A 24,445-nucleotide genomic window follows, 5' to 3' on the forward strand; every position below is an offset into this window, starting at 1 on the left:
GATCGCCGCCCTTGCCGAGGAGCGGCTTGCAGACCAGGCAGCTTCGAATTCCGGCCGGGGTCCGGGCCATTCGCAAGCCTTGCTGCGGGCGACGGAACGTCGCTCAGAACCCGTGCCGGCGCAGTTCGGCCGCGATGACCGACCGGGACGCGATGTCGCGCGAGGGAAACGCGTTGAAGTAGTCCCTTGAGGACGCGTCGGGTTTCCGACGCCGGACTTCCCTTCGCCAGCGCGACGCATGGTCGTGTTCGCCGGCAAGACCACAAGCCACGACTGCGATCATCGCGATGAGATAGTGCGCGCCAGACGTCGACGCCGCCCGCTCGGCCCAGCGGGCCGCCTCTGGATAGTCGCCCTGCTGGACGAGCATCTGTGCCCGAACCCCGTGCATTCCGTACAGAAGCGGGTCGAGAGGGCTCAACGCAAGCGCCGTTTCAAGTTCGGTGGTCGTGGCCTTCGGGTCACCAAGGAGCATGGACGTGAAGGCCGAGGCATAGAAGCCCTGCGCAAAGTTCGGATTGAGGACCGTGGCGCGCGACAGCCATTGCCGCGCCCCTTCGAGGTCGTGCGTCAGCCAATGCGAGCGGCCCATCGTGAAGGTCACGAAGGGATCGAGCGGGTCCAGTTCGAGCCCGCGTTCGGCGTGCGCGCGCGATGCCGCGACGGCGGCGGGCACATCCGGTGCGATGCGCAGGAAGGCGTCGAGAAAGCTGGTGAACGACAGGCCGGCCTGCGCCCGCGCCAGCGACGGGTCGAGCCGGGCCGCGCATTCGAAATGGTGCCGCGCGGCAGCGTTGTCGCTGGCGGTGAACCGGTAGAGGTGGCGCAGGCCGATGTGATAGTTCGCCCAGGCGTCGAAGCGTTCCGCACCCGTCCGAAGGGCAAGCTGCGCTTCTGCCGCCGGCACGACGATTTCGAGTGCGGCGATGATGTGGACCACGATCCTGTGTCGCAAGTCGTCGATTTCCTCGACGGCTGCGGTAAGGCGCTCGCCCCAGATGACCTCGGCGCTTGCGCCGTCGGTAAGTTCGAGGGTTACGGATAGGTTGCCTCCGCTTGCCTCGATGACACCGGAAAGAACATAGCGCACGCCAAGCGCCGTCGCGGCAAGGTCGACGTCAGGTGCCGCCTGCCTGAACCGGAACGACGAGCCGCGGGCCGTCACGGACAGCCAGCGGAGCCGCGAGAGCGCCTGGATGATCTCGTGCGGGATGGCATCGGCGAGGATGGCGTATTCCGCGTCCACGGCCAGCGGCGTGAGCGGCAGAACGGCGATCGAGGGCCTGCCGGTGCGCGGCGGCTGCGCGCCCACGTCCGGTTCGCGCACCTTCGGTCGGGCCGGAGGGTCCCCGGACACATCGGGCAGGAACCTGAAGCCCCTGCCGTGAATCGTGCGGATGACCTGCTGCCGCACGCCGTTGTCGCCAACCGCGGCCCGGACCGAGCGGATCCGGCTTGAGATGCTGGCGTCCGAAACCGCCGCGCCGTCCCAGACGGCCTCTGCAAGCTCGTCCCGCGACACCAACCGGTTCCGGTTCCGCACGAGGTGGATGAGCATGGCGAGCACCTGCGGCTCGACCCGCACCCGCTCGCTGCTGAACGTGAGTTCGAACCGTTCGGGGTCGAGCCGGAAGGCGCCGAATTCCCAGGTCATCCGGACAGCATACGCCAGAATTGTCGCGGCTCTGCACGAATTCTTCATGAACCGATCAAGCATCCGAAACGCCAGTCCGTACCATGGCCACGTTCCGTTCTCTGGCGGGACATGGGCACAGCCCGGGAGGACGCGATGAAAGCGATCGAAACCAGACGGTTCGAAGATGCGGACCAGATCCTCGACATGAAGGAGCGCGGCGGCATCTCGATCCTGACGATGACCGACGGCAGCACGGGCATGCACGCGATCTTCGAGCCCGGCTGGACCTGGGAGGCCGACGAGAAGCCCCTTCTCGGCTCGCCCGAATCCTGCCCCATGCGTCACACCGGCTACTGCATCTCGGGCCGGCTCGTGGTTCGCATGATCGACACGGGCACCGAGACGCACATCCGCAAGGGCGACTTCTTCGAGATCCCCCCGGGGCACGATGGCTACGTCGAAGGCACGGAACGCGTGGAGCTCATTCTCTTCGCGGCGCCCGAACACCCGCATTGAAGGAAACCGGCATGGACGCGAAGACACTCCGCAGAACCCTCGGCCGTGGGCGCCTCTACGAGTCGATCCTCGAGACGGTCGGCGACACACCGGTCATCCGGATCAACAACCTTGGGCCGAAGGGCGTGCGGCTTTACGTGAAGGCCGAGTTCTTCAACCCGGCGGCGTCCGTGAAGGACCGACTCGCGCTCAACATCATCGAGGCCGCGGAACGAAGCGGCGCCCTGAAGCCCGGACAGACCGTCATCGAAGCGACCAGCGGCAACACCGGCATCGGGCTTGCCATGGTCTGCGCACAGAAGGGCTATCCGCTGGTCGTGACGATGGCCGACAGCTTTTCCATCGAACGCCGGCGGCTGATGCGGATGTTCGGTGCGAAGGTTGTGCTTACGCCGCGCGCCCAGAAGGGCATCGGCATGTACAGAAAGGCCGCCGAGCTTGCCAGGGCCCACGGCTGGTTCCTTGCCCGCCAGTTCGAAACCGAGGCCAACGCCGACATCCACGAGGCGACGACGGCGAGAGAGATCGTGGGCGACTTTGCGGGCGACCGGCTCGACTATGTCGTCACGGGTTACGGGACTGGCGGGACCGTCACAGGCCTTGCCCGCGTCCTGCGACGCGAGCGCCCGGAAACGAAGATCATTCTGAGCGAACCCGCAAACGCCCAACTGATCGGCAGCGGGGCGCCCCAGAAGCGCGGCGCGGACGGGTCGCCCGCGGAAAGCCATCCGGCTTTCGAGCCGCACCCGATCCAGGGCTGGACGCCGGACTTCATCCCCAAGGTCCTGCAAGAGGCGATCGACGGCCTGGGCTATGACGATCTGGTTCCCGTGTCCGGCGCCGACGGCATCGCCTGGGCGCGGAAGCTGGCGCAGAAAGAGGGCATCCTCACCGGTGTCTCGGGGGGCTCGACCGTCGCGGTTGCCATGGGAATCGCCGAACGGGCAGAGCCGGGGACGGTGATCCTCGCCATGCTTCCCGACACCGGGGAACGCTACCTCTCCACCCCGCTGTTCGAGGCGATCCCCGAGGACATGGACGACGAGGAGCGCGCGATTTCCGGGTCGACGCCCGGCTGCCAGATGACCTGAAACCGATGGACCAGCACGATGGAGGACGTGAAGAATGGAACTTTACATGATCCGGCGCACGAGCGCCTGGAAAGACCCCGCAGAGCTTGAGAAGACGGCAGCGGAATCTGCGCGCGTCGGCAACGAGGAGATGCAGGACAGCGTCCGCTGGATCCGATCCTACGTGATCAGGGAGACCGACGGACGGCTTGGAACCTGTTGCATCTACGAGGCCGTGGACGGGGACGCGATCCGCGAGCACGCACGCCGTGTCGGAATGCCCGGGGATGATTTTCTGCCGATCGCCAAAACCGTTGTCGTGCGTCCGGACCCGAACTGAAGCCGCTGCCAGGGAAGCCCGGACATTCGCTGTCCCGCGGGACCCCGGGGGAGGCCCCTGGGGCAATCGTGAAGGACAGGCGATGACGGAAGATCGCGCCCTTGAAGACAAGTTGGCCCTGGATCCCGGTGACTGGGACGAGTTTCGGGCCGTGGCCCGATCTGCCGTCGACGATGCGACGGACAGGATCCGCGACCTGCGGGATGGGCCGGTCTGGCGGCCCATGACGGACGATGTTCGCGCCTCGTTCACAGGCCCCATTCCCACGGGCCCGACAGCGCTTGCCGAGGTCTACCGACAGGTCGCCACGCGGGTTTTTCCCTACGCCATGGGCAACGTCCATCCAAGGTTCTTCGCCTGGTACATGGGGGCAAGCGACCTCAGCGGCGCACTGGCTGACTTCCTTGCGGCGGTCGATGGCTCGAACCTTGGCGGGGGCGACACGGCCGCGAGCCTTGTCGACCACCAGGTCACCCGCTGGGTGCGCGACATGATGGGGTTTCCCGACGGGGCAAGCGGCGCCCTTGTCTCGGGGGGCTCGATGGCGAACATCGTCGGCCTGACCGCGGCGCGCAACGCCATGGCGGGCATCGACCTCCGGCAGGACGGCGTCGCGCAGCTGGAGCGACCCCTGGCGTTCTACGCCTCGGACCAGGTTCACAGCTGCCACCACAAGGCGATGAACCTGCTTGGCCTTGGCGCGAAGGCGCTTCGTCATGTGCAGACCGACGCAGCGCTCCGCATGGATCTTCGCGCGCTTCAGGGCGCCATCGACGCCGACAGGCTCTCCGGGATGCGGCCGGCCTGCGTCATCGCGACGGCCGGTTCAACCAACACCGGCTCGGTGGACGATCTTGGCGCCATCGCCGACCTCTGCCGACGCGAGGGGATCTGGATGCACGTCGACGGATGCATCGGCGCGCTCATTGCGGTTGCGCCGAAGAACGCGCACCTCGTGGCCGGGATGGAGCGCGCCGATTCCCTTGCGCTTGACCTGCACAAGTGGCTCCATGCCCCCTTCGACGTGGGCTGCATCCTTTTGCGTGACCGCGCGCTTCACCGCGCGACCTTCGCCGAGAACGCAGAGTACCTCCAGCGCGCCACGCGCGGGATCGCGGCGGCCGAGTTCCTCCACGACTACACGCTCGAGACCACCCGGGGGTTCCGCGCGCTGAAGGTCTGGATGATGTTGCAGCACCACGGGGTCGACACCTTCGGACGTCTCATCGACCGCAATATCGCTCAGGCGCGATATCTTGCCGAGAAGATCGAAAGCAGCGCGTTGCTGGAGCGGACGGCGCCGGTCGCCACCAGCATCGTGTGCTTCCGCTTCAATCCCGGCGGGTTGTCCGAAGACGGGCTTCGAGAGGCAAACACCGAAATCCTGTTGCGCCTGCAGGAATCCGGGATCGCCGTCCTGTCCGACACCACGGTTCGCGGCAGGCACTGCCTGCGCGCGGCCTTCTGCAACCATCGCACCCGCACATCGGACATCGACCTTCTTGTGCAGGAAGTCGAACGGTTCGGCACGGGCGTCCTCCGCGAACGACCGTCACTTTTGGAGTGACCCTTGGTGCGCGCGTCGGTCCGGCGGCGGGATTCTCGGGCCTGACGCCGTATCGTCCCGCGTCAGATGCGGCCGTCCGGAAGCCTACCTCCGGCCGGGGCAGGTCTTCGCGCAACGGCAATCCGGCTTGCCACTGCACAACGCCGACATCCCCTGCCCACCGTGCCCGAGACTGACCCGCGAATGGGGTCATCCCGCGGCGCGCGCCCCTTCGCCGAGGACCGCAAGCTTTGACCAGGCAATCTCGGGATCGACCGCGCCGAAGCCCGCGAAGGTGCCGAAACCGCAATCCGACCCGGCGATCACCCGCTCGGCCCCGACGATGTCGACGAAGCGGTCAAGACGCTGGCGCACGAGTTCGGGGTGCTCGACGAAATTGGTCGTGGTATCGACGACGCCGGGCACCAGCACCTTGTCGTCGGGAATGTCGGCGGCGCGATCGCGGAACACCGCCCATTCATGGCCGTGCCGGGGGTTCGACGTCTCGAACAGGACATAGCGCGCCTTGACCGACATCAGCGTGTCGAACATCCGCGCCATGGGGATGTCGCAGACATGGGGGCCCTCGTAGTTGCCCCAGCAGATATGCACCCGGATCTTCTCGGCCGGCACGTCGGACAGCGCGTGGTTCAGCGCCTCGACGTGGGACTGGGCGACCCTCACGAAGTCGTCGTCCGAGAGGTTGGTGAACAGCATGTGCCGCGACAGGGCAAGGTCGGGACAGTCAAGCTGAAGATCGAGGCCCGCGGCAACGATGGTCTGGTATTCCGACTTCATCGCGTCGGCCAGCGCCGCCAGATAGGCCTCGCGGCTCGGGTAGTGGGCATTCTGGAGGAAAAGCGAAATCACGCCGGGGGAGGCGGCATTCATGAAGCCGCGTTCGGCGCCATGGGCCGCCATCGCCGCCTGAAGATTGGCGATGTCCTTCCGAAGCGCGTCCTGATCCTTCGGCCGCACCTCGCCCACGCACATTGGGCGCGCGAACTTCGGGCCTGTGCCGGACATGGCGAGGCGGTCCAGAAAGGTCGGGTAAAGTTTCAGGTCCGCCGGCACGGTGCGCGGTCCATCGCCGCCGAAGCCCGTGTAGCGGTCCTTGACGTATGTGGCATAGCTGATCTTCGAGGTCTCGCCGTCCGAGACGATGTCGATACCCGCAGCGGTCTGGCGGCGGACGACCTCGTGGACCGCTTCAGCCATCACCAGGTCGAAGGCGGCCGGGTCGTGATCTTCGCCCCGTTCGCGCGCGAAAAGCTGATCGACCACGGCCTGGCTGCGGGGAAGGCTTCCGACATGTGTCGCGAGAAGGGGCATTTCGGTCCTTTCCAGGGGGCCGCCTGGCGTGTGCCCCGCAAAGTCATTCGTCGGGTTCAGTCAGACGGCCGTCGCGCCCCGGTCGGCGCCCGCGCCCCTGATCCTGAAGCCGCAACAAAGCGTCCTGTAATCGGAAACATCCACGGCCATCTTGTAGCGCTCCGAACAAAATGAAGCAATATCAATTTGTTAAGTTGCAATCCGGCCATCCGCCTCCTGCCGCATTGGCAAGGCCGGCTGGAGCCTTGCTACGGAGATGCCACGATTTCAGTGGATTTAGTCGAAGTAATGCCTCATTAGTATTGCTAATTGGTATGCGTAGGTAGTGAGTGAAATGTTTCCCCGATCCGCAGGTGACGGCGTGTGTTGCCCCCGGCGGGACGGACGTGAAGAGTACCTGGGGTAAGGTGTGAAGACGATGTTGATGTATGTAATCGGTTCCTTGAGTTTCCCCTGCCCCGATGCGTCCGGCCCCACGCGGCCGGACGCATCGCGGCACGTGACACGGAAGGGTTGAGGCCATGATGACCCTTCTTCTGTCCGGCGCGGCCGCACTTATCTTGCTGGCGATCCTTTGGGTGCGCGTGACCAAGCGCGATCAGGCAAAAGCGCGCCACAAGAAAGTCACCTCGCATCTCGACTGGCGCGCCCCGGTCCGGTCGAGCGGCCGCATGCGGGCACGGCCCTCGCGCATCTGACGGACGCCGGGCCGGCCTCGTCCGTCCCTCGAGTTACTTCCGCGTCTCGAGAAAAGCGCGGGCCTCCTCTGCGGTTTCGAAGATGTGGGCGGGCCTCTGTCGCCCCAGCGCCGCACCCAGCTTCATCCGCATGAACGCCGATCCCGCATATCGGGTCACGCGGCCATAGAAGCGTGACTCGAGGTCCCTCACCATCTCTGCATAGGTCGCTTCGACCGCCTCGTCGATCCGCGCGCCGTCGTAATTGACGATCACGTCTACCCGCCGGCCGAGCGGCGCGCAAAGCTGCTCGACGCGCGCGCGCACGCGCTCGACATCGGATGGCGTCCGAAGGCGCAGCTTCTCGAAATTGATGAAGAGGCGCCCCGACCTCGGGTCGAAAGCGATCCGCTCCTCGAGGTCGAGATGAAGAAGCTCGCGCCGCAGGTTCATCGGTTCGGGGCGGAACAGCCGGGCGTCCATTTCGGCGACCTCGCCGAGGATCGGGGCAAAATCCATAAGCGCAAGGATGTCGCGGTCGATGTCGATCCCGGGCGCAACCTCAGTGAGGCGCAGACCGTCGGGCGTCAGTTCGAACACGCAGCGCTCGGTCACGTAAAGCGCCGGTCGGCCCTGGGCCGCGGCGTGCGCGCCCGCGAAGGTGACGTGACCGACCGCGGCAAGGAACTTGCGCGCCCGTCCTTCTTGCGCGATGGCCAGCTTGCCCCCGGAGATGTCCAGAAGAAGCCCGCCCGCCGTGAAGGTCCCGGCGAAGACCACCCGACGGGCATTCTGACTGATGTTGATGAACCCGCCCGCGCCGGCAAGCTTCGGCCCGAAGCGCGAGACGTTCACATTGCCAGCGGCGTCCGCCTCGGCCATGCCCAGAACGGCGAGGTCGAGGCCGCCGCCATCGTAAAGATCGAACTGCTGGTTCTGCGCGACGATGGCGTCGGTGTTGATCGCGGCCCCGAAGTCCAGCCCCGACGCCGGACGGCCGCCGATGACGCCGGGTTCGGCGGTCAGCGTGACCTGATCGAGAAGGCCCTCTTCATCGGCAACGGCCGCGACACCCTCAGGCATGCCGATGCCAAGGTTGACGATCCCGTTCACCGGCAACTCGAAGGCGGCTCGGCGCGCGATGATCTTGCGGGCATCTAGTGGCAGCGGTTCGGTTGCACCGTCGGGCGCGCGGAACTGTCCGGCAAAGAGGTGCGAATAGGCTGTGGCATAGGTTTGCATGTGGTTTTCGGGCCGCGCCACGACGACTGCATCGACCAGCGCGGCGGGAATGACCACGTCGCGCGGGTTCAGCGCCCCGCGCGCGGCGATGCGTTCGACCTGGACGATCACCATGCCGCCCGAGTTCCTGACCGCCATCGCCTGCGCGAGGTTGTCGATGATCAGCGCCTCGCGCTCCATCGAGATGTTGCCCTGCGTGTCCGCCGTCGTGCCCCGCAGAAGCGCAACGTCGATCGGGAAGGCGCGGTAGAACAGGCAGTTGCGCCCACCCAGCGAGACGAGCTCGACAAGGTTTTCGGTCGTCGCGGCGTTGAGCTTGCCGCCGTCAAGGCGCGGGTCGACGAAGGTGTGCAGCCCGACATGGGTGATGGTGCCGGGCTTTCCCGCGGCGATGTCGCGGTAGAGGTGGCTGATCACACCCTGCGGAAGGTTGTAGGCTTCGATCCGGCCCGACGTCGCGAGTTCGGCCACCTTCGGGATCAGCCCCCAATGGCCGCCCACCACACGGCGAAGCAGCCCGTCGTGGCCCAGCCGGTTCAGGCCGCGCGCCTTTCCGTCGCCCTGCCCCGCAGCAAAGATCAGCGTCAAGCCGCGCGGATCTCCGGTTTCGAGAAAGCGCTCTTCAAGGGCCAGAAGCAATTCGTCCGGCACGCCGATGCCGACGAATCCCGAGGTCGTGATGGTATCGCCCGGATGGATAAGGGCCACGGCGTCGGCAGCGGGAATGATCTTCGTCTTCACTGCGTGCCCTCCTGCCCGGGAAGGCTACACAGACCTCCGCCCAAGAGCGAGAGGACGTGCAGGATCGTCCCTGTGGTCAGTATCCGCCGTAGGGATAGCCCGTTTCTTCCTCGTGGAAGCGGCACTTGTTGAGCACGACGCCAAGCACGTTGGTATGTTCGGCGATCTGACGCTCGCAGGTGTCGACCTGCGAAACCGATGTGATTTCGGCCCCGGCGATCAGAAGCACACAATCGACATTCTTCAGGAACCCGGTCGTGTCGTCGCTGGCAAGGATCGGCGGAAGATCGAAAAGCATGAGATCGGGCTGATATTCGGCCTCGATCGCGTCGAGCTGGCGCCCGGTGGCATCGCGCTGAAGCAGCTGCGCGCTGTCCTTGCTGGCGCCATTGCTGAGCGACAGAGCGACGTTGTCGCCAACCCGAAGGGCCTGATGCTCGAAGTCGACGGTGCCGCTGAGAAGTTCACGAACGCCGTGGTCGGGCCTGGCCCCCAGTATCCGGGCAAGGGAGGGACGACGGAGATCGAGGTCGAAAAGAATCACGCTTTTGTCGAGCTGTCGGGTGAAGCCCAGCGCAAGGTTCGCCGCGGTCGTCGTCTTGCCGCACCCCATCGTGGGCGACGTGATCGCAAGCCGTTTCCAGCCGTTCTTGCGCATCTGTAGGATCGTCTTCGTGCGCAGAAGATCGAATTCGGCCGCGGAATCGCCCCCGCCGTAGGAAAAGACCCGGTTGCGGACAAGCAACGTCGGGTCAAGGTCGATTGGACCGAGGCCATGCCAGAGCGGCGCGGTTTCGCGGAAGCCCTGACGCTCTTCGCGCGGTCGCGGGGCGACCTGATCCTTCACCGTCGGCGCCGGAACCGTCGACCCGTCCCGCTTCTTGCGGGCCTTTTCGAGGGCAAGTTGGAGCTTTTCCATCACCTGTTCCTTACTGGCAACTTGAGACCCGGCATCACAGGACCCCGCGGATCAGAACGGCATCATATCGCTGAGGCCCAGTTTGTCGGCCACGCGCGAAAACAGAAGATCGAGCGGCAGGTAATAGGTGTGGGCCGCCCAAAGTGTGACCGCCACGGCAGCCACACCGCCGCCGATCACGATCGACCAAAGCAGACGGCGGCGTCGGCGTTCGGTATCGGTCTCGATATACGAGAGCACGGCGAAGGGCGTGATGCCCAGCGCCGTCGTCAGTTCCCGGGGGCGTCGGATCGCCGTATTCAGAAGCTCGAGCAGGACGAAAAGACCGCCCGCCGCGAGGAACCCGGCAAGAACCCCGGCCTGGGCGATGCGCGGCCGGTTCGGGCCCGTCGGATTGGTGGGAATCGATGCCTGTTCAAGAACAGTGATGCGTTCGCCCTTCGACAGAAGTTCGATGCGCTCGCCGGTCTGGGCCTGGGCAAGGCGCGCGACGGCGGCGTTGTACTGGGACTGGATGTTAGTGTAGTCGCGCTCGAGCGCCTCGAGCGCGATCGCGTTGGCCGGCGTGCGGGCGATCGAGTCCGAGACGCGTCCGAGTTCCGCTCCGGCCTCGTCGACCTGCCGCGCAATGTAGTCGATCTGCGCCTCGATCTGTCCGATCTCGACGTCGAGGATCGAAGCCGGTTCCTCGCCTTCCGTCGCGACGCCGGGGGACTGGGCTGCGACAGCCGTCTCAAGCTGGGCGATCCGGGTGCGCAGCAGGACCACCCGCGGATTCTGTTCCGAATAGATCGTGAGAAGATCGTTCAGCTGACGCTGCAGTTCCTGAAGCTGGCGCTGCTCGGGCGTGAGATCCGCCTGGTTGACAAGCCCGAGCGAACCGCTGGCCTTGTAGATCGCGATGATGCGCTCTTTCTGTTCCGTCAGTTCGTTGATCCGGCGCTCGCCTTCCGCCACACGCTCCTGCAGGAAGGTCTGGCGGCTCAGGCGGAACTCGAGGTTGTCGGGAAGGGCATCCGCATTGCTTTGCTTGAAGCGAAGGATGCGGTCCTTCTGGATGTCGAGGTCGGCACCAAGGCGGTCGACCTCCTGCCGGAAGAACACTTCGGTGTCCTCGGCCCGGTTGGTCCGGTAACGGACGTTCTCGTCGAGGATCAGCGTCACGAATTCGTTGACCACGCCGGCGGCAGTCCGGGGGTCGGAAGCCTCGAAGCTGATGGTCATCAACGTCGCCCGGTTGCGCCCGCTGGTGCTGCGCACCTGGGTCTTGCGGCGCATCTCTTCCACGACGGTATCCGGCGTCATGTTCGCGATGTTCGGGAAGACGCTATACTTGTTGGCGACGTCGATCAGGTTCGCGCGCGTCAGCAAGCGCTGTTGAACCAGATCCAGCTGCTCGGCCGCGTCGGTCTGGACCGTCGACGGCGCAAGGTTGTCGGGAATCGCGGCCGCTTCGACCAGCAGGCGGGCGCTGGTGCTGTAGACCGTCGGCGCCTGGACCGCGACCGCAACGCCCAGCCCGGCAACGACAAGGACAGTGAGCGCCATGAAGGGCAGACGGCGCCAAAGAAGAGCGAGGTAGAACTTGATCTGGGATTTCATTCCGCCGCATCCCCCATGACATCGGGCGTACTCACAAAGATGCCGTCACGGATGACCTCGTTCACGATCTCGCGTCCGATGGTCTTCCGCTCTTCCGTGGCGGCATAGACAAGGCAGAAGTCACACAGCTTGTTGACAAGCCGCGGCACCCCGCCGGTCTTTTCGTAGATCACGTCGACGGCGTCGGGCGAAAACTCGGTTCCGGTGCCCCCGGCGTGCTGCAACCGGTGCTGGATGTAGCCCTGCACGGTGGCAAGATCCATAGCCGGGATGTGATAGGTGGCGGTCACGCGCTGAGCGAACTGGCGCAGTTTCGGCTGCAGGATCAGATGGCGAAGCTCGGGCTGGCCGACAAGGATCAACTGCAGCAACTCGTCCTTGTTCGAGTTGATGTTCGTCAGCATCCGCAGCTCTTCAAGGCCTTCGACCGACAGGTTCTGCGCCTCGTCGATGATCAGCACGACACGCCGCCCCTCGGCGTATTCCCCGATCACGAAGTCCTGAAGCTGCTGGAACAGCGCCACATAGGACCCCGAAAGGTCCGCCGCGATCCCAAGCGCGTTCAGCACCCACTGCAGAAGTTCACCCCGGTTCCCCTGCGCGTTCGAGATGAGGCCGACGGTGACGTCCCGGTCGAGAAGGCGTAGGAGCTTCTGGATCAGGGTGGTCTTGCCGGCCCCCACTTCGCCCGTGACGACGGTGATCGGCGCACAGGTCAGCACGCCATATTCGAGCACCGAGAAGGCGCGCCGGTGCGCCCGCGACCAGAACAGGAAATCAGGATCGGGCAGCAGGGTGAACGGCCGCTCGTTGAACCCGAAGAACTCAGTATAAAGGCCGTGGCCCGCCATCACGCCTATCCGTTACGCCCGTCCGCGGCACAAATCGTGCCGATACATTGCCTGAACTTGGGGCCTGCCCCACAAGATTGCCATTCTAACACGTTCTTCTTGTCCATCTTGTGGCAAATCTACACGAAAGCTTGACCGCATCCACACCAGGGGCGGCCAGGAGCACCGATGTTGCATCTGGGCCGACAGTGGAGGCCTTCGCTTCGGTTTGTTTCGCTGGCATCCGCCCCGTCCGGTTCGACAACGTATCGAAAAAACCCTATCTCGGGCAATCCGCCACAAGTTTCAGATCGTTATCGCGGCTGCTTAAGATGCAATCACATAAAAAACTTCAAAAAACTGCGCCATGATGATACCCACGGTCTGTCCGGGCAGATGCGTGATTCTGAGTCGTCGCCGGGCATGTTGACGAGTGAACAGCTGCCTGCAGTAATAAAAGGTGCCGGTTTTGTCCGGTAGGGTAATATGACAGTTCCTGTTACTGACGTTTCCAACAGCATCAAGGTCACTGGTTTCGACCAGAGCGTTGCGTCCAAGGCGCTCGCCAGGAAACCTGCACCATACAGAACCTATGTGAAGCGCCTGCTCGACGTGACGTTCGTGCTGGCTGCATCCGTGGTGGTTGTTCCGCTTGTCGCCGTACTTGCCGTGGCGGTCTGGATGGGGGGCGGCTCGCCCTTCTACACCCAGACGCGCGTCGGTCGTGGCGGGCGCACCTTCCGCATCTACAAGCTTCGGACCATGGTCCCGAACGCCGAGGCCATTCTGGCCGAGCGGCTGAGCGAATCCCCGGCCCTGCGCGAGGAATGGAACAGCACGCAGAAGCTCAAGGAAGATCCCCGGATCACGACCTTCGGGCGCCTGCTGCGCAAATCCTCGCTGGACGAACTGCCGCAACTGATGAACGTGCTTCGGGGGGACATGTCGCTTGTGGGACCTCGCCCGATGCTCGAATCCCAGGTCTCGCTTTATCCGGGCAGCGCTTACTACCGCCTGCGTCCCGGTCTGACCGGGTTCTGGCAGATCTCGGATCGCAACGAATGCGACTTCTCCGACCGCGCCAGGTTCGACGAGGCCTACGATCGCAGCCTTTCGCTGGGGACCGACCTGCGGGTTCTGGCTGCGACGGTAGGCGTTGTGCTTCGCGGCACCGGCTACTGATCCAGATCGGTCGGAGCGTCTTTCGCAAGCCGGTTGGTCAGCCCGCGAGTCCCAACAATGCTCACGGAAAGTTTCCGGATCGCGTGACCACCGGGGTGGCCGCGTGACATAACCGGCGCTAATCTGCGCCGGCAATCTCGGGAGGAATGACGTTGCCTCGATCGCGCGTGATGACCGCTGCCATCGCCATGTCGCTGGTGGTGCTTCTTTCGGCCTGCGAAAGCTCGGAAGAACGGGCCGAGAAGCACTTCCAGAGCGGCGTCGAGCTTCTTCAGTCGGGCGACGTCGAGCGCGCTCTGGTCGAGTTCCGCAACGTCCTTCAGCTGAATGCGAATCATCGCGAGGCCCGCGTCGCCTATGCCGGCGTGGTGCTGGGCCAGGGCCGCATCGGCGAAGCCTACCGCCAGTACCTCTGGCTGGTGGAGCAACAGCCCGACGACATCGACTCGCGTCGCAAGCTGGCCGAGCTGGCCGTCATCCGCATGGACTGGCAAGAGGCCGAACGCCACTACGGCCCGGCCGCCGAACTGGCGCCAGACGATCCGGTGGTCCGGTCGGTCGGCCTTGCCCTTGCCTATCGTCAGGCCCTGATGAACGAAGACGTCGCTGCACGCGATGCCACCGTCGCAGAGACCGAAGCCTTTCTTGCCGAACAGCCCGACAGCATCATCCTCCACCGCATCCTTGTGGATGGCTACCTGCGCGCCGGACGCCGCGACGCCGCGCTCGAGATGGTCGACAAGGCGATCGCGCTGGAGCCTGATAATCGCCAGCTCTATACGGTCCGTCTTGGCCTTCTCGCCGAACTTGGCAACGCCGAGGCGATCGAAGCCCAGATTCTGGACATGCTCGCCCGCTTCCCCGAGGATGAAAGCCTCAAGCCGACACTGCTGCGTTTCTACATGTCGCAGCAACAGGCCGACAAGGCCGAGCAGTTCCTGCGCGATCAGGTGGACCCTGCGGGCGAGAACATCGAACCCTTCGTCGAACTCGTCCAGTTCATCGCAACGGTCAAGACCCGCGAAGCGGCGCTGGCCGAACTGGATGCCGAACTTGCCCTGCGTCCCGGAAACCGCGTCGTGCAGGCGCTTCGGGCCGGACTGATCTTCGAACTGGGTCAGACCGATGAAGGGATCGCGGCGATGGAAGCCGCGCTTGCGGGCGCCGAGCCTTCGGAAGAAACCAACAATCTGAAGATTGCGCTTTCCCGCATGTTGGCCGTGATCGGCAACGACGTGGGCGCGCGCCGCCTTGTCGAGGAAGTCCTTGTGGCCGATCCCAGCCATGTCGAGGCGCTCAAGATGTCGGCGCGCTGGAGCATCGACGGGGACAACCCGGACGCCGCCATCGCATCGCTGCGCACGGCGCTTGACCGGTCGCCGCAGGATTACGAGGCGATGACGCTCATGGCCGAGGCGCATCAGCGCAACGGCAGCCGCGAACTGGCGCGGGATCTGCTTTCCCTTGCGGTCGAAGCCTCGAACAACGCGCCCGAGGAATCCATCCGGTACGCACGTCTTCTGGCCAGCGAAGACAACATGCGCGCGGCGGAGGACGTCCTGATCAACTCGCTGCGGCTGGCACCGAACGATATCGATCTGTTCTCGGCGCTTGGCGAGATCTACGTCGCGACCGAGGACTGGGCCAGAGCCGAACAGGTCGCCGCCAGTCTGCGCCGCTTCGACACGGAAGATGCGACAGCGGCCGCCGACAGTCTTCAGGTGGCGATCCTCGCGGCGCAGGATCGCGGCGAGGAAACGATCGCCTTTCTCGAACAACTGGCGCAAACCGACAGCAGCCAGGCCGTGGGTGCGCAGATCGCGATTGCCCGGGCGCATCTCGCCGCCGGAGACGCGACCGCCGCCGTGCGCGCGGTCGAGGCGGCGCTTGGCGAAAACCCCGACAACCCGTCGCTGCGCTTCGCCGCCGGCGCGATCTATGGCGCGACCGGCGATCTGTCGTCGGCAGAGCGGGAATACCGGACGCTTCTTGAAACCAACCCCAACGCCGAGCGGGTCTGGCTTGAACTGGTTCGGGTTCAAAGCGCGCAGGGCAATCGTGAGGATGCCCTTGCCACACTCGAGCAGGGTCTGACCGCGCTTCCGGGCGCGCCGAACCTTCTGTGGGCACGGGCCTCGGTTCTTGAACAGGACGGCGACTTCGAGGGCGCGATCGCGGTCTACGAAACGCTTTACGAGCAGGATTCAAGTTCGCCCGTGGTGGCCAACAACCTTGCCAGCCTGATCACGACCTATCGCGACGACCAGGAAAGCCTCGACCGGGCCTACGCCGTGGCGCGCCGCCTGCGCGGAACCGAGGTGCCGGCGTTCCAGGACACCTATGGATGGATCGCCTATCGTCGTGGGGAATACCAAGAGGCGCTCGCGCATCTCGAACCGGCAGCGAACGCGCTGACCGAAGATCCGCTTGTGCAGTTCCATCTTGCAATGACCTATGACGCGCTGGGCCGGCCAGAGGACGCGCTTGCGCGGTTCCGGAGCGCCGTCGAACTGGCAGGCGAGGCGGACACGCGTCCGCAATTCGCAATCGCCCGGACACGGATCGCCGAGCTTGAGGCCCCCGCGAACGACTAGGCGCGGCCTGAAACGGTCTTGAAAAGTGTGACCTCTTCGTAACGGAAGGGAATCAAGTCGTTGTTTCGGGAGATGGATCGCCGCCTGTCCCTTTCCCAAATCCCTTGTTGGCGGCTATAGTGCACGGGGGAATGTCCCTGTTTGCCCCAAGGACGGTGAAGATGAGAACGTTCGTACTGACCCTGATCACGATCTTCGTGGCATCAATCGCAGCGGCTCAGGATGGCTACAGGGTGAAGGCCGGCGACACGTTGTCGGTCGAAGTGCTCGAGGATCCGCAACTGAACCGCGCGCTTCTGGTGACGCCCAGCGGCACCATCAGCTTTCCCTTCGCCGGCACTCTGACTGCCGCCGGACGGACCACGGACCAGATCGCCGCCAGCATTGCGGACTCGATCGCGTCGAATTTCGCCACGTCGCCGAATGTTTTCGTCTCGGTTCAGTCCGTCGCGCCCAGTGTCGCCGGGCCGGCAACGGCCGCAACCATCGACGTCTTCATTCTGGGCGAGGTCAACAATCCTGGCACCGTCTCGATCGAGCGGGGCACGACGTTCCTTCAGGCATTGGCACAGAGTGGCGGCTTCACGCGCTTTGCCGCGACCAAACGCATCCAATTGCGCCGCTACAATCCGGCCACCGGCGAAAGCAGCGCTGCGATGTTCAACTTCCGCGCCCTTTCGCAAGGCGGGGCATTCAAGGATTTCCCGCTGGCCGACGGGGACATTATCCTCGTCCCGGAGCGACGACTATTCGAGTAGGGTGAATGGGGGGCACGAGCAGAATAACAAAGAAAACGGGTCTTGTGGTCGCTGCCGGTCTGACGGTGGTGGCGGGCAGCGCCGTTTCGCAGGAAGGCGGCCTTACCTTCTCGGGACGCTTCGCCGAGTCGCTTGAGTTCAGCGACAATCCGGATTTCACCGAGGATTTCTCGGGGACGGCGCTGACGTCCCGCACAACGCTGGGTTTTGGCCTGGCAAGCGTGACCGCCGCGCAGTCCTTGGCCCTCGACCTCGGTGCGGCCTGGCGCTACACGCTTTCGACCAGCGACAATCAGCCAACCCGCGAAGGCCTGACCGATCCCTTCGTTCGGCTTGACTACGAACGCAATTCGGCCACGTCTCTTCTGGGCTTCGACGCAAGCTATTCGGAAAGCGACACCGGCGATCTGAACTTCGTCACCGATCCGGATTCACAGGACATCATCGTCGACGACGACGGCACGGTGGCACGAACCACGCTGAACTTCGGACTCGACACCGGGATCGGCGAACCCTTCGGCCTTTCCGTCGACGCCGGATACTCACGCCGGACCTACTTCGACACGACCGACCCCGATCTGGTCGACAACGAGACGTTCGACCTCAGGGGCGTCGCGCGCTTCCGGATCACGCCCACGACCGACGCAAACCTGATCGGCGCGTATATCGACGACCGCGAGTTCGACACCGTGGACGGATACGAGCGCAGCACCGTCCGCCTTGGCGCCGGGATAGACCACGAGATCAGCGGCACCCAGCGCTTTGGGTTCGACGTGACGGCGGACACGATCGACACGACGGAATCCGGCGCCACGACCACGGAAGAAGGCTATTCCTTCATCCTTGCCTATGACCAGGACCTCATGAACGGCGGGTTCTCGGTCGAGGCATCCAGCATCCTGGAAAACATCGGAACGCGGAACTCGGTCAGCTTCTCGCGCAGTCTCGACTTGCCAGATGGCGGGCTGTTCCTTCTTGTCGGCCTGACCAACAACGACACCAGCGACGTCAACGCCCTTATCGGCGTCGACTACACGCGCGATCTTTCGGATGGGCAACTGACCGCCCGGGTTCGGCAGGACGTCACCCAGTCGTCGACCGAGGACAACGAATTCCTCAACCGCCTGATCAGCATCGACTACGCGAAAGAGGTCAATTCGGTGAGTGGTTGGCAGACCTCGATCGGCTACAACGAATCCGAGGACCTCAGCAACGGGTCGGTCGACAGCCAGGCGCGCTTCGAGATCAGCTATCGCCGCGATCTGACCCAAGACTGGGACATCGTCACCGGCTACCGCTATCGCGAACAGAGATCGACGGACGAGAACGACAGGACGTCGAATACCGTGTTCCTGACGCTTCAGCGCGATTTCCAGGGCCGTCCCTGACACTTCGGCCCGGACACACGATCAAGTACGGGGATAACTTGATTTTCCTTGGCGCGGCGTCAGGGTGACCGCATGGCGACCGACGCGCAGGATCAGCAGACAGACAGCCCACGCAGGCGCCCGGGGTTCGGGATCAGTCCGGCAATCCTTGCGGTCGCGGCAGTCTGCGTGCTGGTCGAGGCGGTGCTGTTCGCGTCGGACCTCGGGGCCATCGGCAGTGCCCGCCTTCGCCAACAAGCCTATGAATACGGCGGGTTCTGGCCGGGGCTGTTGCGTGACTGGCGCCCGAACTTCACGGCGCAGCCGTATCTGATGTTCGTCACCTATGCGTTTCTTCATGGGGGCCCGATCCACCTGGTGGTCAACATGATCACACTGGTGTCGCTGGGCTCGGCCGTGGTGATACGCGTGGGCCAGCGGGGATTTCTGCTGCTCTACCTCGCCGCGATGATCGGCGGGGCGGCGGGGTTCGGCTTTCTGGCCGAGACGGTCCGGCCCATGGTCGGGGCCTCGGGAGCGCTTTTCGGGCTCGCCGGTGGCCTTGTGGCCTGGGATTACGTCGACCGCTTCACAGTGCAGGAGGCGCTTTGGCCGGTGGCACGGGCGATCCTGCTTCTGATCGGGCTGAACATCGTGCTCTGGTGGGCGATGGGGGGGCAAATGGCCTGGGAAACCCACCTTGGCGGATTCGTCATGGGATGGATCGCGGCCCTTCTGATCGATCCTCGCAGCCACGCCGACCAGGACCCGCGCCAGACCTGACAGCGGCCAATCTGACACCGACCGAACCCCTCGGCTCTAAGCCATTCGTTAACGCTTTGTGTCTAGGCTCGCCGTGGCACCTGGTCACGAGTGGCGTTCGCGATGTCTGTCCTTGAGTTCGGGGGCCTCTTCGGCACGGTCGAAGACCCCTTGCTCCGCGGGCTGACGGCGCTTCATCGCGTCGAGATCGGCGGAGTGACTTACCTTGTCGCAGCAGGGCGCAACGGCCTTTCGGTGCTGCGGATCGGGACGGACGGGACGGCCGTGCCCGCGGGACAGCTTGTCTTCGAGACCGCCTTCCTTCCAGGCCTGACCCCGACGCTGTCGCCGAGTCCGTCAGCCGAAGGGATCCTTGCCCTGGGCGGGCAGATGCCAGGCGGCGTGTCGTTCGTCGAGATCGCCCCGGACGGGACCCCCACGGTGCGGGCCGCGCCATCCGACTGGCCGGTCAGCGCATCGCTGGTCTCGTCCATCGGGTCGGGCACCACCGCGTCGATCCTGAGCTACGATGCCTTCACCCGCGTCCTCAGACTTCACACACTCGATGCGCTGTCCGACATGTCCGTGTTCGCCGCCACGGCGCCGGGTGTCCTGACGGGCGTTCGGGCGCTGGCAGGTCTTGCGGTGGGATCGGCTGATTTCGCCCTGGTGGCCGACTCCAGAGGCACGATCGCGGCGCTGCGCGTTTCCGTGGACGCGGGATTCGTAATCACCGACCGGATCGGCCCGGCGGACGGGCTGACCATTTCGGCGGTGACCCAGCTTGCCCCTGTTCGCCTTGGGGCCGAAGCCTTCGTTCTTGTCGGCGCGGCAGGCTCATCATCCTTGTCCGTCCTGCGCCTTGACCCGACCGGGGCGCTGACGCTGACCGACCACGTGATCGACGCCCTGAACAACCGCTTTCAGGCGCTCTCGGCGCTGTCGGTAATTGCTGCGGGCGACAGGGTCTATGTCTTCGCGGGCGGGGCCGATGATGGCATCAGCACCTTCCTTCTGTTGCCGGGCGGGACGCTCCAGCACCTTGGCGTCTTTGCCGATACAACCGCCACTTCGCTTCAGAACGTCACCGCGCTTTCGGCCTTCGTTCGCGAAAGCGAACTTGTAGTCCTGGCCTCCGGGGAAGGCGAAAGCGGCATCACCGAATTGCTGCTCGACCTGTCCGATGACGGGCCCATGCGCCTGGCCGGCCCATCGGGGGGCAGCCTTGGCGGAACCGCGCTTGACGATATCCTGGTCGGAGGCTTCGCCGCAGATACCCTCTCGGGCGGCGCGGGCGACGACCTTCTGTTCGACGGGGCCGGCGCGGACCTGCTTTCCGGGGGGACCGGCGCCGACGTCTTCGTGTTCGCCCTCGACGGCGCGACCGACCGGATCGCGGATTTCAACGCCGCGCAGGACCGGATCGACCTGTCGCGGATCCCGATGCTTTATGACCCGGGCGAGTTTTCGATCATCTCGACCGCGACGGGTGCCGAATTCCGGATCAGGGGCGAACTTCTAATCGCGCAGTCCTCAACCGGCACGCCGATCCTGGTCGAGGATGCGCGCGCGGCCCTCGTCGTCTCGGTGAACCGGCCGCAAATCCTTCCCGCCACCCCGCTGCCGACACCCGGCCCCGATACGCTGATCGGCGGCGACGCCGACGACATCCTGTCGGGCGGCCCGGGTGACGACCTGATCGAGGGTCGCGGCGGCAACGACATCTTGTTGGGCGACCAGCCGATGAGCCCCGAGATTCTCGCCCGGTACCGCGTCCTTTGGGAAAGTCACTGGCCCGACGATTTCGGGCCGAACGGCCCCGACCTGCAGGTGTTCTAGCCGATCATTCCTGCGGAATCGGCCAGACGTGCCGGCGCCCCAGGGTGTCGCCAATCTGGATCCTGGGCGTCAGTTCGATGGTCACGCCGGGTTCGGCCCCCTCGCCCGACACGCGGTCGGCGATGATTTGCGCCGCCGCGCGGCCGATCTCGACCCGACCGGCATCCATCGTGGCAAGCCGCCGGGGCAATCCATCCAGAAGTTCGACGCCATTGAACCCGGCCAGTCCGAGTTGTCCCGGCACATCGATCCCGTTGTCCAGGCAGTAAAGCAGCCCGCCCGCCCCGATCATGTCGTTCGAATAGTAAAGGAAGTCGAGGTCGGGGGTCCGCTTCAGGATCGCCTCGGTCATCTCGCGCCCCTTCAGAAGCGACGATCCACCGGAATAGAATTCCTTGTCGCGGATCTCGAGCCCGTGCTTGGCCAGAGCTTCGGTAAAGCCCTCGAACCGCTTTCGCGCACGATGGTCAAGCGGCATCTTGGTGCCGAGAAAGCCGATATTGCGATAGCCCGCCTTCCAGATCGCGTTGGCCATCTCGCGGCCTGCGCGCCGGTGGCTGATGCCCACCATGGAATCGATCGGTCGCCCGTCGGTGTCCATGATCTCGACCACCGGAATCCCGGCGGCCTCGAGCATCGTCTGGCTTGCTTCAGAGTGTTCGAGCCCCGCGATGATGATTCCCGAGGGCCGCCAGGACAGCATCTCGAACAGCACCTTCTCCTCGCGTTCGGGGTCGTAGTTCGTGACACCCACCACCGGCTGAAGGGGCGTTTCGTCCAGAACTTCCGAAATGCCCGTCAGGACCTCGGGAAAGACCATGTTCGACAGGCTGGGAATGATCACGGCGACAAGGTTCACCCGGTTCGACGCAAGCGCCCCCGCGATCTGGTTCGGGACGTAGCCCAGCGACTTCGCGGCCTCAAGCACCTTGACCCGCGTCGCGTCCGACACGTCGCCGCGATTGCGCAGGACCCGGCTTACCGTCATTTCGGACACGCCCGAAGCTTCGGACACATCGCGCAGCGTCAGCGGGCGCCTGGGCTTTTCATGAGCCTTCTTGGGGGCCTTCTCGGGAGCCTTCTGGGTCATCCGCGCATCCTTCGCAGCAGTCGACGCCATGCTATCGCTAACGGGCCGGAAGACAAGCGCCGCGTCAGGCCCGCGCGCGCGGACCTTTGCCCTTGATCCGCTGCGCCTTTCCCCCGAGAAAAGGGGCCGAGGGCCCCGTAGCTCAGAGGATAGAGCGATCGCCTCCTAAGCGATAGGTCACAGGTTCGAATCCTGTCGGGGCCGCCACTTCAGTCTTCGCCCGGGCGGGTCAGGCTGAACACCGCGGTCACGCGCGCATAGTCACGATATCCCAGCCGCGCCAAGGGCTGATAGCGCAGCACGTCGAAGTGCCCGTCGACCAGGCAGTCCTCCCGGATGTGCACGCCCACGACCTCGCCCAGGACCAGAAGGTTGTTCTTGCCCTCAAGGCGGACGATCTGCGTCATCCGGCATTCAAGGCTGGCGGGTGCGGCGGCCACGCGTGAGCAGGCGATGACCCGGCATTCGGCACGCTCGATCCCGGCTTTCTCGAACTCGTCGACCTCGCGCGGCCAGGGCCCCGAAGTGACGTTCATCACCTCGCGCATGGCGTACGGGACGATGTTGACGCAGAAGACGCCCGTCTCCCGCACGTTGGCCACGCTGTCCTTGGTGTCGCCCCGGTCCGCCTTGGCCGATCCCGAGGCGAACATGACCTGCGGCGGAACGTGGGCCACCGCATTGAAATAGGAATAGGGCGCAAGGTTTTCGCTTCCGTCGGCGCCTCGGGTCGAAACCCAGCCGATCGGCCGCGGCGACACGATGGCCTTGAAGGGATCGTGCGGCAGGCCGTGGCCGTCACCCGGTAGATAGAACATCGCGCCCCCGTTCCGTTTGTCCGTGACCTAGCCCCGTGCTAGGGGCGTTTCCAGAAAAAACCGTGAGGGGGCGGGTGAGCTACAGCTTGCGTCAGGAGACGCCGGACGACTGGTGGGAGGTCGAGGCGCTTTACGATCTCTGCTTCGCGCCGGGGCGCGAGGCGCTGTCGTCCTATCGCCTGCGCGATGGTGTCCCGCCTGTGGCCGCGCTGTGCCTGACCGCGCGCGACAACGGCACGCTCGCCGGGGCGATCCGCTATTGGCCGGTGCGCGTGGGCGGCGCGCCCGCGCTGCTGCTTGGGCCCGTTGCCGTTCACCCGACCCGGCAGGGCGAAGGCCTGGGCGCGCTGCTGATCGAGGAAAGCCTTGCCGCTGCGACCGGCTGGGACCGGGTCATGCTTGTCGGCGACGAGCCCTATTACGGGCGCTTCGGCTTTCACCGGCTCGATCAGGTCGAGATGCCGCCACCGACCAACCCCGCCCGCGTGCTTGGCCGGGCGCTGACGCCCGGCGCCTGGGACGGGGTGACCGGCAAGGTGACCAAGTGGGACGGCTGAGCGCCGTCAGGTCATCTCGATGACGGTCTTGTCGATCGCCAGCACATAGCCGCGCTTCGCCACCGTCTTGACCAGCAACTCGGCCACAAGCTGATTTCCAAGCGCATCGCGCAGACGCTTGATTCGGGTTGCGCCTGCCGCTTCGTCGCAATCCGAGGCGTCGCGGCCCGAAATCACCGCCTCGATCTCGGCCCCGGTCAGGATGTCGTCGTCCATCCGCGCTTCGGCCAGCACGGCCAGCGTTTCGATCGCAGCCCCGGTCAGCTGAAACGTCATGCCGTTCATCAGGATCGTATTCTCGGCCCGGTTGATGACAAGCGATGCGACCTCGATGCCGCGTCGTTCGATTTCACTCATGCGACGGTTCAAGGTCACGATCGTCACTACGAAGACAAGGCAGGCGACCAGAAGGCCGGTCGCGAAGAGAAGCAGAACGAAGAACACGGCACGATAGCCGGCAAGCACCTCGGAGAACGAAGTGCCCGACTGCGCGAGTATCTCAAGAAGCTTGATCTCGGCCCGCGAGGTCAGATCGTCGTTTTCCACGAAGATCCGTTCGACCCGCGCGTTGAACGCGTCGGCGTCGGGAAGCGTCAGGAACAGGAACAAGGCGGCAATCGCGAGAATCGCGACCACGGCGAGGATGCCGAAGGTCAGGACGCGCGTGCTTGCCGTGCGGCTTTCAGAAGCGGAGGTAGTACTCGCCGGCACTCTCTTTCCTTTGTTCCAGTCCTTCGGCCCCGAAGATGGAGACCACGTTCAGAAGCTGCCAGCCACCCGCGGCGATCCGGCGGCGGATTTCCTCGCTGGCGGCACCGGTGCCGCTGCAGGCGGCATCGGGCAACTCGATCACGCCGTACTGCAACTGGAGGGGATCGTCACGCTTCGCCTTGTAATCGGCGAAGCAGGCGGCCTGGGCCGCGCCCGTCCCGATGAGGGCAAGCGCAAGCGAGACGGCGAAGAGGGGGCGGTGTGTCATGCCCCGCAGGATGGCTGCGGCGCCCGCGATATTCAATAACTCCTGACG

At 64.9% G+C, this 24,445-nt stretch carries 22 protein-coding genes and 1 tRNA gene; 13 read left to right on the forward strand and 10 right to left on the reverse strand.

Annotation, left to right across the window (positions count from 1 at the left end):
• Positions 1–103: 103 nt before the first annotated feature.
• Positions 104–1,654, reverse strand: a complete 1,551-nt coding sequence (locus tag ACRDNQ_RS07020; protein WP_431827940.1) for a winged helix-turn-helix domain-containing protein — start codon at positions 1,652–1,654, stop codon at positions 104–106.
• A gap of 135 nt (positions 1,655–1,789) precedes the next feature.
• Here ACRDNQ_RS07020 and ACRDNQ_RS07025 point away from each other — a divergent pair, with 135 nt between their 5' ends.
• From ACRDNQ_RS07025 to ACRDNQ_RS07040, 4 genes are all read left to right on the forward strand, one after another.
• The gene (locus ACRDNQ_RS07025) at positions 1,790–2,152 is read left to right on the forward strand and encodes a cupin domain-containing protein (protein WP_431827941.1); all 363 of its coding nucleotides are present in this window, start codon (positions 1,790–1,792) and stop codon (positions 2,150–2,152) included.
• Between the two features lie 11 nt (positions 2,153–2,163).
• On the forward strand, positions 2,164–3,243 hold the full coding sequence (locus ACRDNQ_RS07030) for a PLP-dependent cysteine synthase family protein (RefSeq protein WP_431827942.1): 1,080 nt from the start codon (positions 2,164–2,166) through the stop codon (positions 3,241–3,243).
• Between the two features lie 46 nt (positions 3,244–3,289).
• Complete coding sequence (locus ACRDNQ_RS07035) at positions 3,290–3,562, forward strand: nickel-binding protein (protein ID WP_431827943.1); 273 nt, start codon at positions 3,290–3,292, stop codon at positions 3,560–3,562.
• Positions 3,563–3,644: 82 nt separating this feature from the next.
• The gene (locus tag ACRDNQ_RS07040) at positions 3,645–5,129 is read left to right on the forward strand and encodes a pyridoxal phosphate-dependent decarboxylase family protein (protein ID WP_431827944.1); all 1,485 of its coding nucleotides are present in this window, start codon (positions 3,645–3,647) and stop codon (positions 5,127–5,129) included.
• A gap of 189 nt (positions 5,130–5,318) precedes the next feature.
• On the opposite strand, the gene ACRDNQ_RS07045 is transcribed toward ACRDNQ_RS07040, so the two are convergent.
• Positions 5,319–6,440 carry a cobalamin-independent methionine synthase II family protein gene (locus ACRDNQ_RS07045; protein WP_431827945.1) on the reverse strand — a complete coding sequence of 374 codons (1,122 nt, stop codon included), beginning with the start codon at positions 6,438–6,440 and terminating at the stop codon, positions 5,319–5,321.
• A gap of 521 nt (positions 6,441–6,961) precedes the next feature.
• On the opposite strand from ACRDNQ_RS07045, the gene ACRDNQ_RS07050 reads away from it, so the two are divergent.
• On the forward strand, positions 6,962–7,138 hold the full coding sequence (locus ACRDNQ_RS07050; RefSeq protein WP_431827946.1) for a hypothetical protein: 177 nt from the start codon (positions 6,962–6,964) through the stop codon (positions 7,136–7,138).
• 33 nt (positions 7,139–7,171) lie between these two features.
• On the opposite strand, the gene ACRDNQ_RS07055 is transcribed toward ACRDNQ_RS07050, so the two are convergent.
• From ACRDNQ_RS07055 to ACRDNQ_RS07070, 4 genes are all read right to left on the reverse strand, one after another.
• Entirely contained in the window at positions 7,172–9,100 is a 1,929-nt protein-coding gene (locus ACRDNQ_RS07055) for an acyl CoA:acetate/3-ketoacid CoA transferase (RefSeq protein ID WP_431827947.1), read from the reverse strand.
• A 76-nt stretch (positions 9,101–9,176) separates the two neighbouring features.
• Positions 9,177–10,019 (reverse strand): CpsD/CapB family tyrosine-protein kinase, encoded by an 843-nt coding sequence (locus ACRDNQ_RS07060; protein WP_431827948.1) that lies wholly within the window; start codon positions 10,017–10,019, stop codon positions 9,177–9,179.
• A 51-nt stretch (positions 10,020–10,070) separates the two neighbouring features.
• On the reverse strand, positions 10,071–11,621 hold the full coding sequence (locus ACRDNQ_RS07065) for a GumC family protein (RefSeq protein ID WP_431827949.1): 1,551 nt from the start codon (positions 11,619–11,621) through the stop codon (positions 10,071–10,073).
• A complete protein-coding gene (locus ACRDNQ_RS07070; RefSeq protein ID WP_431827950.1) occupies positions 11,618–12,472 on the reverse strand; it encodes an ExeA family protein in 855 nt (284 codons plus the stop codon). Before ACRDNQ_RS07070 ends, ACRDNQ_RS07065 begins: the two co-directional genes overlap by 4 nt.
• Before the next feature lie 573 nt (positions 12,473–13,045).
• Between ACRDNQ_RS07070 and ACRDNQ_RS07075 the strand changes: the two genes are divergently transcribed.
• The 6 genes from ACRDNQ_RS07075 to ACRDNQ_RS07100 all read left to right on the forward strand — a co-directional run bounded on the left by ACRDNQ_RS07075 (position 13,046) and on the right by ACRDNQ_RS07100 (position 20,953).
• Entirely contained in the window at positions 13,046–13,633 is a 588-nt protein-coding gene (locus ACRDNQ_RS07075; RefSeq protein WP_431827951.1) for a sugar transferase, read from the forward strand.
• A 170-nt stretch (positions 13,634–13,803) separates the two neighbouring features.
• Positions 13,804–16,227 (forward strand): tetratricopeptide repeat protein, encoded by a 2,424-nt coding sequence (locus ACRDNQ_RS07080; protein WP_431827952.1) that lies wholly within the window; start codon positions 13,804–13,806, stop codon positions 16,225–16,227.
• Positions 16,228–16,358: 131 nt separating this feature from the next.
• Positions 16,359–16,985, forward strand: a complete 627-nt coding sequence (locus ACRDNQ_RS07085; RefSeq protein WP_431827953.1) for a polysaccharide biosynthesis/export family protein — start codon at positions 16,359–16,361, stop codon at positions 16,983–16,985.
• A gap of 44 nt (positions 16,986–17,029) precedes the next feature.
• Positions 17,030–18,373, forward strand: a complete 1,344-nt coding sequence (locus ACRDNQ_RS07090) for a hypothetical protein (protein ID WP_431827954.1) — start codon at positions 17,030–17,032, stop codon at positions 18,371–18,373.
• Positions 18,374–18,445: 72 nt separating this feature from the next.
• Positions 18,446–19,135 carry a rhomboid family intramembrane serine protease gene (locus ACRDNQ_RS07095; protein ID WP_431827955.1) on the forward strand — a complete coding sequence of 230 codons (690 nt, stop codon included), beginning with the start codon at positions 18,446–18,448 and terminating at the stop codon, positions 19,133–19,135.
• Between the two features lie 102 nt (positions 19,136–19,237).
• Complete coding sequence (locus tag ACRDNQ_RS07100) at positions 19,238–20,953, forward strand: calcium-binding protein (protein ID WP_431827956.1); 1,716 nt, start codon at positions 19,238–19,240, stop codon at positions 20,951–20,953.
• Between the two features lie 4 nt (positions 20,954–20,957).
• Here the strand turns inward: ACRDNQ_RS07100 and ACRDNQ_RS07105 are convergent, their stop codons facing one another.
• Positions 20,958–22,043, reverse strand: a complete 1,086-nt coding sequence (locus tag ACRDNQ_RS07105; RefSeq protein ID WP_431827957.1) for a LacI family DNA-binding transcriptional regulator — start codon at positions 22,041–22,043, stop codon at positions 20,958–20,960.
• Positions 22,044–22,174: 131 nt separating this feature from the next.
• On the opposite strand from ACRDNQ_RS07105, the gene ACRDNQ_RS07110 reads away from it, so the two are divergent.
• Positions 22,175–22,250: transfer RNA gene (locus tag ACRDNQ_RS07110), tRNA-Arg, on the forward strand.
• A gap of 2 nt (positions 22,251–22,252) precedes the next feature.
• On the opposite strand, the gene ACRDNQ_RS07115 is transcribed toward ACRDNQ_RS07110, so the two are convergent.
• Positions 22,253–22,861, reverse strand: a complete 609-nt coding sequence (locus ACRDNQ_RS07115; protein WP_431827958.1) for a flavin reductase family protein — start codon at positions 22,859–22,861, stop codon at positions 22,253–22,255.
• 74 nt (positions 22,862–22,935) lie between these two features.
• On the opposite strand from ACRDNQ_RS07115, the gene ACRDNQ_RS07120 reads away from it, so the two are divergent.
• Positions 22,936–23,418, forward strand: coding sequence for a GNAT family N-acetyltransferase (locus ACRDNQ_RS07120; RefSeq protein WP_431827959.1), 483 nt, complete (start codon positions 22,936–22,938; stop codon positions 23,416–23,418).
• A gap of 6 nt (positions 23,419–23,424) precedes the next feature.
• Here the strand turns inward: ACRDNQ_RS07120 and ACRDNQ_RS07125 are convergent, their stop codons facing one another.
• Positions 23,425–24,129 carry a winged helix-turn-helix domain-containing protein gene (locus tag ACRDNQ_RS07125; protein WP_431827960.1) on the reverse strand — a complete coding sequence of 235 codons (705 nt, stop codon included), beginning with the start codon at positions 24,127–24,129 and terminating at the stop codon, positions 23,425–23,427.
• Positions 24,101–24,397 (reverse strand): hypothetical protein, encoded by a 297-nt coding sequence (locus ACRDNQ_RS07130; RefSeq protein ID WP_431827961.1) that lies wholly within the window; start codon positions 24,395–24,397, stop codon positions 24,101–24,103. The genes ACRDNQ_RS07125 and ACRDNQ_RS07130 overlap by 29 nt, the downstream gene beginning before the upstream one ends.
• Positions 24,398–24,445: the final 48 nt, after the last annotated feature.

The organism is Saliniferula longa (assembly GCF_050789285.1).
In the GTDB taxonomy this organism is placed as follows: Bacteria; Pseudomonadota; Alphaproteobacteria; order Rhodobacterales; family Rhodobacteraceae; genus CAVPWP01.